Below are 12,353 nucleotides of genomic sequence, written 5' to 3'. Positions count from 1 at the left end.
AATATTTGTCTAACTAAAATATTCTTCGTTATTTTGCACTCTCAAATATTCATTCAGAAATAAGAACATCGAGATATGTCAAGAATTTGCCAAATAACCGGAAAGCGTGCCATGGTAGGAAACAATGTTTCTCACGCAAAAAACAGAACGAAACGTCGTTTTGAAATTAACTTATTGGAAAAGAAATTTTACCTTCCAGAGCAAGAGAAATCTGTAACTTTAAAAGTTTCAGCTCATGGATTGAGAATTATCAATAGAATAGGGATTGACGAAGCAATACTAAGAGGAATCAGAAGTGGTTTCATTAAAAAATCATAATCATGGCAAAAAAAGGGAATAGAGTACAGGTGGTTTTGGAGTGCACAGAGCACAAAGAAACTGGAGTAGCAGGAATGTCAAGATACATCACTACGAAAAATAAAAAGAACACTACCGAGAGATTAGAGTTGAAAAAATTCAACCCTGTTCTTAAGAAATATACTGTTCACAAAGAAATTAAGTAATTTTTTAAAGTAAATAGAAAATGGCAAAAAAAGTAGTAGCAACGCTTCAAGGTGGTGCAGGTTCAAAAAAAATGACCAAAGTTGTGAAAATGGTAAAGTCTACTAAAAGTGATTCTTACGTTTTCGACGAGAAAGTAATTAACGCTGATGAAGTGGATTCTTATTTGAAAAAATAATTTCTACTCACACGAGAATATATAAAACTATCCTAAATGGATAGTTTTTTTATTTTATCTTTGTTTGCCATTGGCACATTTTGTAATTCAAATTTGTAATTTTTATAATGAGTTGGTTTAAAAAAATATTTAAAAAGGAGGAGAAGGAAACTTTAGATAAAGGATTAGAGAAATCGAGTCAAGGTTTTTTTGAAAAAATTTCTAAAGCAGTTGTTGGGAAAAGTGTTGTGGATGAAGAGGTCTTAGATGATCTGGAAGAAGTGTTGATCGCTTCTGATGTTGGAGCTTCTACCACCATTAAAATTATTGAACGAATTGAACAACGCGTAGCTCGTGATAAATTTGTGAGCACCGATGAGTTGGATGAAATTCTTCGCCAGGAAATTACAGGTTTGCTTTTAGACAATCCTCACGCCGGATCGGGAAATATCGACGAAACGAAAAAACCTTACGTAATTATGGTTGTGGGCGTCAATGGAGTTGGGAAAACAACTACCATCGGTAAGCTTGCTCATCAGTTTAAAACAGAAGGAAAGAAGGTGGTTCTTGGTGCAGCGGATACTTTCCGTGCCGCTGCCGTTGATCAGTTGGTAATCTGGAGTGAAAGAGTAGGAGTTCCTATTGTGAAGCAAAATATGGGAAGTGATCCTGCTTCTGTAGCGTTCGATACGGTACAAAGTGCCGTTGCCAATCAAGCGGATGTTGTTATCATTGATACTGCGGGAAGATTGCATAATAAGGTAAATTTGATGAATGAATTAACCAAAATCAAAAGAGTAATGCAAAAGGTAATTCCTGATGCTCCGCACGAAATTCTTTTAGTTTTAGATGGATCGACCGGCCAGAACGCTTTCGAACAGGCGAAACAGTTTACAGCTGCGACTGAAGTAAATGCTTTGGCGGTAACTAAATTAGATGGTACTGCAAAAGGTGGAGTTGTCATAGGAATTTCTGATCAATTTCAGATTCCCGTCAAATATATTGGAGTAGGTGAAAAGATGACTGATTTGCAGTTATTTAACGGTGCTGAATTTGTAGATTCCTTCTTTAAAAAAAGATGATATTTTAAAGATTAGAATTGAAACTTAAGCTTGTTTTCGATAGTAAATGAAAATTTTTTTAACCAATTTTTATGATTTAAATCATTTTGGTCTTATGTTTGATAATTAGTGAGCAATAATAATTACTTAATATTAACATTAAAAATTAAAACTATGGGTATTTTAACTTGGATCATTTTTGGTCTTATCGCAGGAGCATTAGCAAAATTCATTATGCCAGGAAATCAAGGAATGGGTTGGATTTTGACAATCATTTTAGGAATTGTAGGTGCTTATGTTGGAGCATTTGTTGGTCAACTTCTTGGGTTGGGTGATGTGACTGGATTTAACATCGGAAGTATGTTTCTTGCAATAGCCGGTGCTCTCATCGTCCTTTGGATTTATGGCATGGCTACCAAAAGAGGTTAAGACATAAAAAAATTATAAAAGAATCCCGCACTGAATTTTAGTGCGGGATTTTTGTTTGGTTTGAATTAGAGATTTAGTTTATTTTAATCTCGAAAGGCATTTTCATCATCACACCTTCCTGTAATTTTGGATTGGTCAATTGGTCAAACATCTTGTAGTTTTCTGCACCGATCTTGTTTTTAATTAGTCTTGCGGAGATTTCGTCTTCATCTAAGTTTTTAAAGATTTGATCGAACGGGCTTATCTTCTTAGGGTAACTCGTTACTCCGAATTCTTTCAGTTTCACTTTTTGCGCTGCGAAAGCAATTGCATCCTGCAATGAACCAAGTTGGTCAACAAGACCTATTTGTTTCGCGCGAGTTCCGCTCCAAACTCTTCCACCGCCGATTTCGTCAATTTGCTCAAATGATTTCTTACGGTTTTCTGTTACAAAATGTACAAATCTTTTATACGTTTGCTCTACGCTTTTTGTTAGGATGGTAACTCCACCCGACGTAACACCATTAATCGGTGAATACATATTGGAGTTTGCATTAGTTGTAACCGGAATAGCGGTAAATCCATTTTTATTAGCAATTTCTTTAAAGTAAGGAATCATTCCAAAAACTCCGATGGAACCAGTTAAGGTATTAGGTTCAGAATAGATTTTATCAGCGGCCATTGCAATATAATAACCGCCAGATGCTGCATAATCACCAAACGAAACAATAATTGGTTTTTTCTTTTTGAGTTGTTGTAGTTCAAATAAGATTTCATCCGAAGCGTTTGCGCTTCCACCCGGAGAGTTAATTCTCAGGACAACCGCTTTAACTTTATCGTTTTCTGTTAGTTTTTTTATTTCCTTCACGAAGTTGTCTGCATAAATATCTTGATAACCTTCACCATTGTAAATTGCTCCAGATGCATAAAGAACCGCAATTTGCTGATCTTTTTTAGAATCGTCGTCACTATAAGAATTGATATATTTGGTGAAAGATACTTTTGCAAGTTTATCTTTTTCCTTCAAATTCAGTTTAGTTTTTAGCATTTGATCGTATTCACTTTTTTGCATCAACTTATCGGCTAACTTATTTTGCAAACTTAAATCAGGGATTGCTCCATAAAGGCTGTCAACAACGGTGCGAAATTGTGCAGAATCAATTTTTCTTGAAGTGGCTATTTTATTTGAATTAATAGACCAAATGTCATTTAATAAGGTAGAAAGCTGTTCTTTGTTTTCTGGAGACATGTCGTCTCTCATAAATGGCTCTACGGCAGACTTGTATTTACCGTGTCGGATGATCTGAATTCCAATTCCGTATTTATCTGCAAAGTTTTTCATGTAAAGAACTTCGGTTGATAATCCTTTTAAGTCGATTCCTCCTGCTGGGTTCAAAATATATTGATCAGCTACAGATCCTAAATAATAGGCAGATTGGGAAACTACATTTCCATAAGCATATACGAACTTTCCGCTTTTCTTAAAATCTTGTAAGGCACTCCGGATATCATCCAGTTGTGTAAAACCAGCACGAATTCCATCAGTTTCTATACTAATCCCTTTTATTTTATCATCGGTTTTAGCTTTTTTAATGGCTTCGAGCATATCATATATAAGTATATTTTTCTGTTTGTCGCTGAATGCAAAAAGCTCCTCTTGGTCTTCTGTAGGGCTATCGATGATGTTTGTTTTGAAATCAAGTGTTAGTACAGTGTTGTTTTTGATATTAGGTTTTTGATCACCACTTAATGCACTTGCAGTAATAATCATTATTAAAAACAGTGAAAACACTGCAGCTATTATAATAATTGCCACTATATTTGCTAAGACGTTTCTAAAAAAACTCTTCATAATTTATTTATTTGAACGATATGTCGCAACATGAAGTCACTTTGTTACTCGGAAGTAATTTAGGAAATCCTAAAAAAAATGTGGAGGAGGCTCTGTGCAGAATAAAAAAAGAAATAGGCACTGTTATAAAGGAGAGCGAGATGCTGTTTACTGACCCTGTAGAATTTGTTAGTAATAATATTTTTTGTAATATTGCAGTAATAATAAAAACACAATTTTCTCCCATAAAACTTTTGAATAGTGTAAAGGTAATCGAAAGAGATATGGGCAGGGTAGATGATACAATGATTTTAGGAGAGTACGAAGACCGTATAATCGATGTAGACATCGTAAGGTTTAATGCACTCCAATTCTTTTGTGAGGAATTAATAATTCCTCATCAAAAACATTTACATCAACGAGATTTTTCTAAAAAGTTGTTGGATGCATTATAAAACATTAAAAACACAAATATGAAATTAAATTTATTAATAGCACTAGTTTTGCCTTTAGCTTTCTACGCTCAAGATAGCAAATCTACGGGTTACAGTACTGGTGATTATCCAAACGGCTTTTCCTCTGGATCAGCAAATATTCATCCTTTTGATAATTCGTCAAGACTATTTCGCGATTGGTCTATATCAGTTGGTGGTGGTGGGGCATTTATGCACAGCGCTGACGTTAACTCATTTTATGATGGTGATGTTGATTTTGGATGGAATGCTTATGTGAGTTTAGATAAGCAAATTACCCACACATTCGGCATGAGTGTGCAATATCAAATGGGTAAAACTAATCAAAAAGCAATGTTGCCTGGTGCGGGTGGTGTCGCAGCTGGCGTTGCAACTGCCTATACTGAGTATCAGCAAGTATCTCTTTTAGGAGATATAAATTTTTCTAATTTAATGCGGCGTGTAGATAATCATTCTCCTTATCGATGGGCACTTCACGGTTATTTAGGTGTTGGTCTACAAGGGTATGACGCATTATTATTAGATAATGACATGTCACGTTACAGCGTGAGCCCACCAAGAAGTCCTATTAATATTGAGCAGAAAATTGGATTAGATACTTTCTTTTATCAAGTTGGCACTGGTTTAAAATTCAATGCTTCCAAGTTGATTGATATCGAAGCTAGAGCAATGTACGTTTTTTCTGGTGACGACTCTTTCGATGGAGGTGGTTTTGGTAAAAATGCAAGACCTGCATATAATTCTTTAGTTTCGGGGACCGATAATATGTTCACCGTCAACTTAGGTTTATCCTTTAAATTAGGCAAGAATGACACTCATCTGGCTTGGTTTGATCCATTGCAAAATATTAACGACAGAATTACTAATTTAGATAATGCAAACATGGATTTTGTAGTATGTGAAAAAGGCGATTTAGATAGTGATGGAGTTTGTGACGATTGGGACAGACAACTAGATACTCCTGCAGGTGCAAGAGTTGATGGTGCTGGAGTTGCATTAGATATTGATTTAGACGGCGTTATTGATCTATATGACAAATGTGTAACTGTTCCTGGTTCTCCATCAAATAACGGTTGCCCGACTGATATTAAGTAAAATAGTGAATAACTTCTAAGGTGAAGATGCTGATTTTTATAACCAGCCCTTAACTTTTTTTAATTTGAAAAAACAATAAAAATATGAAACTAAATTTAACAAGTATTGCAGTCGCTCTGATATTACCGACCGCAGTTTTTGCACAGGATTCAGTAGCTACTTCCACAAGTAACTATCCTAACGCTTTTACATCTGGTTCTACCAACGTATCTCCCTTTACTCAAGAATCTAAAAGATTTAATGACTGGGCGGTATCTGTAGGTGCCGGGGTTCCGTTAATGCAATCATCTGACCTTACATCCATCAAGGGGTATGGAGCAGGTAAAAATCTTTTTGGATGGTCTGCTTACTTAAGTGTTGACAAAGCAATTACTCACGCTTTCGGTCTTAAGCTTCAATATGACAAAGGAGAATCAAGACAAGGTTTTGTCAATACAAAAGATAACGAAGCTTCTCCAAGTGGCGATGGTGGTAGAACCCAATATGATGCAATTTCAGTTTTGGGTGATATCAATTTTTCTAACCTATTAAGAAGAGTAGATAACCATTCTCCGTTTAGATGGGCTTTACATGGTTACGCTGGTGTTGGAACATTGGCTTACAAAGCTTATAGACAAAATGCTGGTCCAGCTTACAATCAAAATTTGATTACAGAGGTTAAACCATTTAAATTCGGAAGTTTATTCGGACAAGCTGGGGCAGGATTGAAATATAGAGCTACAAAATCATTGGATATAGAAGCTAGAGGAATGTATATTTATACTGGTGATGATACTTTTGATGGTGCTAGTACTAGAAACGTAAACGATAATCCTTCTGACAATTTAATCAATGTTACTTTGGGTGCAACCTTAAATTTAGGAAAACACGAATCTCATTTATTCTGGCATGATCCATTGCAGGAGATCTATTATAAATTAGATGTCTTGGCTGATAAAAACCAAGATGTTGAAGTTTGTAAAAAAGGAGATGCTGATAATGATGGAGTATGTGATGATTGGGACAGACAACTTAATACTCCACTTGGAGCAAGAGTTGATGGAGCAGGTGTCGCTCTTGATGCTGACTTAGATGGTGTTATTGACTTGTATGACAAATGTGTAACGGTGCCAGGTCCAGTTGAAAATGATGGTTGTCCATTAGATTCAAGTTCGACGGTTACTGATAATACAAGAGCTTTAGAAGGAATTGAATTTGATTTGAATTCTGACAGAATTCTTCCATCAAATACGCCAATCCTTAACAATGCAGTTAATTATATCAATTCATCAGATGGTTCTTATACCGTAATTGGTGGTACTGATACAAGAGGTACTAATGACTACAACCAAAAATTGTCTGAAAGAAGAGCTAATAACGTTAAGAATTATTTAATTCAGAACGGTGTTAGTTCAGGTAAATTAGACGCAGTGGGTAGAGGTGAAACCAACCTTAAATATCCAGAATGTGAACCAGCGACTAAATGTCCAGAATGGAAAAACAGAGCGAACAGAAGAGTTTATTTTGAAGGTAAATAATTCTAAAAGCTTTTAGATAGTAAAGAAAAGCCACGGTAATCGTGGCTTTTTTTGTTTAATGAAATTTGTTTCAGTAATTTTACTCAATGATTTCTCACCAGGATTTTGAACAGTTAAAACACCAAACCCTAAAACATTTTTGGGGTTATGATAGTTTTAGAGATTCACAGGAAGAAATCATCGATTCAATTGTTTCAGGACGAGATACGTTGGCATTATTGCCGACAGGTGGTGGTAAATCATTATGTTATCAGCTTCCGGCATTAGTGTTAGAAGGAACTTGTCTCGTGATATCTCCTCTTCTGGCCCTGATGAAAGATCAGGTATATCAGATGAAAAGAATTGGAATAGAAGCCGAATATCTTTCCTCTGAATTGGATGAATATGACGCTGAAGTAATCTTTAATCGCTGCAAAGATGGTTTGACTAAATTATTATATGTTTCGCCGGAACGATTAACCAATCGCTTGTTTCTTCAAAATTTAGAAGAAATAGAAATCTCATTTATAGCTGTTGATGAAGCGCACTGTATTTCTGAGTGGGGTCAGGATTTTCGTTCGAGTTATCAGCATATAAAAGCTTTTAGAGAGAACTTAAATAAGATTGCTTGCCTCGCTTTAACGGCGACCGCTACTCCAAAAGTTTTGCAGGAAATTCAGTTAAAACTTAACCTTAGAAATTCAGTTGTTTTCCAAAAAAGTTTTAGACGAAACAATCTTAAAATTATTTCCGATCGAATTTCCGATAAATATGAAAGGGTTTTAAATCTTTTAAAGTACAATGATTCCTCAGGAATTATTTACGTAAGGACCCGAAAGGAGGCAGAAGAACTTACCAGTTTTCTACACCGAAATCAAATTAAAAATGTTGATTTTTTCCACGCTGGAGTACCAGTAAAAGAAAAAAATGCCAAACAAAATCTTTGGCTTCAAAGTCGAGATCAAGTACTAATTTCTACCAATGCTTTTGGGATGGGAATCGACAAGGATAATGTGCGATTCATCATTCATTTTTCTCCGGCGCCATCTATCGAGAATTTTTATCAGGAGATTGGTCGAGCAGGGCGCGATGGTGCAGAATCCTATGCTTTTTTACTTTGGAACGAACAGGAATTAAAGAATTTTGATCAAATTTTAATCAATCAAATTCCATCGAAAGCTGAATTTCAAAATATTGTGACTTATTTATATTCTACTTTTCAAATTGCTGAAAATGATTTGCCGGAAAATGTTTTTCAGCTTTATATCCAAAAGATTCAAAATTTCACCAAAGTATCTTTAGCAAAAATTAGAAACGTGTTGAACTTTCTTCATCACCAGGAGATTATTTACTATAATTTTCAAAATTCCCTTTCTTCATTAGAATTGAAAATTTCTCCAGAAGAAATAGATTTACTAGCAAAAAAAGATGCGTATTTTCTAGAGTTGCTACTGCGAAATATTTCTGGACTCACCACGCACAAAGTTCTTTTTAGTGAGAAATCATTTAGTACTAAAATTTCTTCTGATCCGCATCTAATCAAAGAGCGGCTTCGTGAATTGCAGAACAAAGGATATTTGGATTATATCGATGGTGCTTTATCTAGTGTTAAATTTTTAAAGCATCGTGACCATCGAGCAATCGAAGGTCAATACTGGAATTTGTTTTCTCAGATTCAAAAGAACAAAATTCAGAAATGGGAAGAAATGAAATTCTTTGTTGAGAATAAAGATTTTTGCAAAATGAAACTCATTCTTTCTTATTTCGGTGAAAAAAATGTTAAGAACTGTGGTCATTGCTCTGTTTGTGAACAACAAAAAGAAACTATTTTTGGGAGAGATATTTCTAAAGAAATTTTAGCGATCTTAAAATCAGCTCCCTCCAATGTGGAAGAAATTTCCATTAAACTCAATTATTTTGCGAAAGAAAATATCTTAGAAAATCTAATTCATTTGCTCGATTCGGGCAAAGTAAAAATGCTCAATTTTAGAACTTATTGTTATAATCACGATTAAAATTAAAGTGATCATTATTTAAATATCCTCAATTACCTTATCCAATGAAATCATTAAAAGTTATATTTTTCGGAACTCCAGAATTTGCAAAAACTTCACTTGAAGCCATTCATCAATCCCATCATGAAGTCATTGGCGTAGTTACGGTTGCAGATAAAGCCAGTGGTCGCGGACAGAAAATTAATCAATCTGCAGTTAAAGTTTTCGCAGTCGAAAATAATTTACCTGTTTTCCAACCTGAGAAATTAAGAGATGCTGAATTTTTAGAAGAAATAGCAAAACTCAACGCTGATATTTTTGTGGTAGTCGCCTTCAGGATGATGCCCAAAATTTTATTTGAAATGCCACAAATGGGAACATTTAATTTGCATGCTTCTTTGCTTCCGGATTATCGTGGAGCAGCGCCAATCAATTATGCAGTAATCAATGGCGAGAAAAAAACCGGAGCGACTACTTTCTTTATCAACGAGAAAATAGATGAAGGAAATATCCTTTTACAAAAAGAAATAGAAATTTCAGTTGAAGAAAATGCTGGTGAATTACACGACCGTTTGATGGAAATGGGTGCGAAATTGGTCGTGGAAACTTTAGATGGTTTAGCTGAAAATTCGATACAGGAAAAACCGCAACCAGAAGTGGAATATCCTAAAAATGCATTCAAAATTTTTAAAGAAGATACCAGAATTGATTGGACTAAAAATTCTGAAACCGTTCATAATTTTATCCGAGGAATGTCACCTTATCCAGCGTCGTTTACCACTATTAAAATTGGAGAAGACGAAAAGTTTTTGAAAATCTATAAAGGTACATTTGAAAATGATGCTCATAGCAAAAATCCCGGCACTTTAGAAATCGATAAACATCAATTTAAAATCTTTACGAACGATGGTTTTTATCTTCCCGAAGAAGTTCAATTAGAAGGAAAGAAAAGAATGTCAGTCAAAGATTTCCTCAATGGATTTCAGCATTACGATTATATTTCAATGGAGTAATTTTAATCTCTGTTTTTGAGTAAAACCCAACCTTTATAATTCACCGGAAGGTTGATGTCTGGTTCGATCCAATTTAAAATATAATAATAGGAGCCGGTCGGAAGAACTCGACCGTTCATTTTTCCGTCCCAGATATAAGGTTGTTTCTGCGATAGAAAAACTTGGTTTCCATATCGGTCGTAAATTTCAATTTTAACTTCTTTTTTAATGTTTAGATCTGAATAATCCAAAACCTCATTTTTGCCATCGGAATTGGGTGTAATAACATTAATTAAATTAACGATTAGAAATTCTTTGGTGACCACACCACAATTCTGAGCGTCTTTCACATAAACAGTATTAAGACCCCGTTGAACATTGGTGAAAACATTCGAACTTTGAAATGTTAAATTATCTAATGAATATTCGTAAGGAGGAGTTCCGCCAACAACTGAAATAGTTGCGGTGCTTCCGCTCACGTCGATGTTGGTGATTTGTAATAAATCTTTTTCGGTAATGGTTACTATTTGTTGTAAGGAACATCCGTTCGGAGAAGTTAAGATTACAGAGTATTTTCCAGCAGATACATTGTCAATGTAATTAACTGCCGGTCCTTCTTTAATTATTTGTCCGTTTTCTGTTTTCCATTGGTAATACACATACGAGGTTTCTGCTTCTAATCTGGTTGTAGAATTTGGACAAATGACTTGATCTTTTAGGAGTGCGGACTTCTTTGATGTTTTAAAGGTAATAACTCCTACCACCGCATCGCATTCGCTACTTTCAGCACGAACATATAAGGTTGTGTCGTCCGTATATTGCAAGGTGTCGATGGTGTTATTATTTCCCGCAATGGCATCGGCTTCAAGCCGATAATATTTCACCCGAAAGTAAGGTTGGTAATTTGAGAGAATTTGGCTACTAAACTCCTGTAGATAAACTGCGATAGGCTGACCATCATTATACTTACAAAAAGAATTGTTTGAATTGTAAATTGGTTTTTCGGCATATTCAATTTTAATGGAACCTTTAAGTTTGCAACCTCCATCATCAATCAGAACTTCGTAAACTCCAGGATCACTAACAGTGTATGTAGGATTGGTAGCACCAACGATAATCCCTTGAGTATTGTACCATTGATAAGTTGCGCCAGGCGTAGTAATTGAAGCATTTATCTGTGTAGTTGATCCTTCACAAAGAGCGGTTTGTGCAGAAAGTATAAGATCTGGTCCCAAATCTTTGATGCCAACAAAACTGCCTGCTTTTAGAAAAACTGCCGAGTCATACAGCCCATTTCCCTCGTCAGCGATTACGAGTTTCAGATGGTATTTTACACCAGGAATAATATCAGTTGTGGCATTTAAAATTTTTGTTTCTCCACCGAAATTTATTGAACTTTCGTATGGATTATATTGACCGAAATATTGCTCATTAATTGGGGAGCATAAACCTCCTGGACCTCTTACGGTATTGGATTTTATGGGAGTATTGGTTTCAGGAATTACGGCGAGGTTTCTGTAAGGATTTGAACTTCCCGCCTCTTTAATTAAAAAAGCAAATCCATCCGTATAATTGCATTGCGTTGGTCTACCATTTAAAAGATATTGCTCTGAGGCAAAAAGATATTCAAAACTAACTCTATTCGTTTTTGCAGCTGTAAAATCGAATTCTAAAATTGTTGCGTTGTACGTGTTTGTTACATTTATTCCATCTTCTAGATCTCTGTCTCCAAACCAACCAACGTCATTTCCGCTTTGAGTGTAACCGTTTGGTCCTGGTGCGGTTAATGCGCTTCCTGTAGAAAGAATAATCCCTTTCTCCATAGCAAAAGTACTTCCAGTTCGATCGAAGTATCCGTAGCTTTTATTTCCGTTACCAAAATCCCAGCCGGAAATATTTATATTTTCAACAGAGATACAATTAGAACTTTGATTGCCAAAAAACACATCTTTTACCAATTGCTCAGGAGTGTAAGTTTGGGTGTCAACTGCAATATATTGAGCTTTTACTGAAACAATCGTTACAGTAAGAAAAATGGTTAAAAAATATTTAAAAAAGTAATAATCTTTCATGCATAAAATTGGACGATAAATTTACCTCTAATTACCCGAAAAAAAAATCTCTTTCTACATTATAGAAAGAGATTTTAATCATATTATGATTTAGAATTAAGTAAGACTAGCTCTTACAAATCCTACCACTTTCAGATCACCGTCGATTGATTTTACATAATCAGCAACAGACATGTTTGAATCTTTGATGAAAGACTGGTGTACCAAAGTATTGTCTTTGTAGAATTTCTGCATTTTTCCTTTAAGGATATTGTCAATAATGTTTGCAGGTTT

At 35.1% G+C, this 12,353-nt stretch carries 12 protein-coding genes and 1 pseudogene; 10 read left to right on the top strand and 3 right to left on the bottom strand.

Annotation, left to right across the window (positions count from 1 at the left end; all coding sequences use genetic code 11):
* The first annotated feature begins 75 nt into the window (after positions 1–75).
* The 5 genes from rpmB (at position 76) to ACEYOS_RS00805 (ending at position 2,148) form a co-directional block, all read left to right on the top strand.
* Positions 76–318, top strand: a complete 243-nt coding sequence (gene rpmB / locus ACEYOS_RS00825; protein ID WP_193811743.1) for a 50S ribosomal protein L28 — start codon at positions 76–78, stop codon at positions 316–318.
* A gap of 2 nt (positions 319–320) precedes the next feature.
* Entirely contained in the window at positions 321–503 is a 183-nt protein-coding gene (rpmG, locus tag ACEYOS_RS00820; RefSeq protein WP_373739153.1) for a 50S ribosomal protein L33, read from the top strand.
* Positions 504–523: 20 nt separating this feature from the next.
* Positions 524–679, top strand: a complete 156-nt coding sequence (locus tag ACEYOS_RS00815) for a DUF4295 family protein (protein WP_373739152.1) — start codon at positions 524–526, stop codon at positions 677–679.
* 107 nt (positions 680–786) lie between these two features.
* Positions 787–1,740, top strand: a complete 954-nt coding sequence (gene ftsY, locus ACEYOS_RS00810) for a signal recognition particle-docking protein FtsY (RefSeq protein ID WP_373709913.1) — start codon at positions 787–789, stop codon at positions 1,738–1,740.
* Between the two features lie 153 nt (positions 1,741–1,893).
* A complete protein-coding gene (locus tag ACEYOS_RS00805) occupies positions 1,894–2,148 on the top strand; it encodes a GlsB/YeaQ/YmgE family stress response membrane protein (protein ID WP_373709914.1) in 255 nt (84 codons plus the stop codon).
* Between the two features lie 73 nt (positions 2,149–2,221).
* Here ACEYOS_RS00805 and sppA read toward each other — a convergent pair whose 3' ends face one another.
* Complete coding sequence (sppA, locus tag ACEYOS_RS00800) at positions 2,222–3,979, bottom strand: signal peptide peptidase SppA (RefSeq protein ID WP_373709915.1); 1,758 nt, start codon at positions 3,977–3,979, stop codon at positions 2,222–2,224.
* 20 nt (positions 3,980–3,999) lie between these two features.
* On the opposite strand from sppA, the gene folK reads away from it, so the two are divergent.
* From folK to fmt, 5 genes are all read left to right on the top strand, one after another.
* Positions 4,000–4,413, top strand: a complete 414-nt coding sequence (gene folK, locus ACEYOS_RS00795; protein WP_373709916.1) for a 2-amino-4-hydroxy-6-hydroxymethyldihydropteridine diphosphokinase — start codon at positions 4,000–4,002, stop codon at positions 4,411–4,413.
* A gap of 18 nt (positions 4,414–4,431) precedes the next feature.
* Positions 4,432–5,526 (top strand): OmpA family protein, encoded by a 1,095-nt coding sequence (locus tag ACEYOS_RS00790; protein ID WP_373709917.1) that lies wholly within the window; start codon positions 4,432–4,434, stop codon positions 5,524–5,526.
* Positions 5,527–5,609: 83 nt separating this feature from the next.
* The gene (locus tag ACEYOS_RS00785; RefSeq protein WP_373709918.1) at positions 5,610–7,043 is read left to right on the top strand and encodes an OmpA family protein; all 1,434 of its coding nucleotides are present in this window, start codon (positions 5,610–5,612) and stop codon (positions 7,041–7,043) included.
* Positions 7,044–7,129: 86 nt separating this feature from the next.
* Positions 7,130–9,037, top strand: a complete 1,908-nt coding sequence (locus ACEYOS_RS00780; protein ID WP_373709919.1) for an ATP-dependent DNA helicase RecQ — start codon at positions 7,130–7,132, stop codon at positions 9,035–9,037.
* Positions 9,038–9,081: 44 nt separating this feature from the next.
* Entirely contained in the window at positions 9,082–10,029 is a 948-nt protein-coding gene (gene fmt / locus ACEYOS_RS00775; protein WP_373709920.1) for a methionyl-tRNA formyltransferase, read from the top strand.
* Positions 10,030–10,031: 2 nt separating this feature from the next.
* Here fmt and ACEYOS_RS00770 read toward each other — a convergent pair whose 3' ends face one another.
* Both ACEYOS_RS00770 and ACEYOS_RS00765 read right to left on the bottom strand, forming a co-directional pair.
* Positions 10,032–12,080 (bottom strand): choice-of-anchor L domain-containing protein, encoded by a 2,049-nt coding sequence (locus ACEYOS_RS00770; RefSeq protein ID WP_373709921.1) that lies wholly within the window; start codon positions 12,078–12,080, stop codon positions 10,032–10,034.
* Between the two features lie 96 nt (positions 12,081–12,176).
* Positions 12,177–12,353, bottom strand: a pseudogene (locus ACEYOS_RS00765) (elongation factor Ts); the annotation flags it as partial.

The sequence above is a fragment of the Kaistella sp. genome (genome assembly GCF_041824135.1).
Classification (GTDB): domain Bacteria; phylum Bacteroidota; class Bacteroidia; order Flavobacteriales; family Weeksellaceae; genus Kaistella.
Note: the sequence above shows the minus strand (reverse complement) of the source record. Positions and strands in the feature narration are given on the sequence as shown.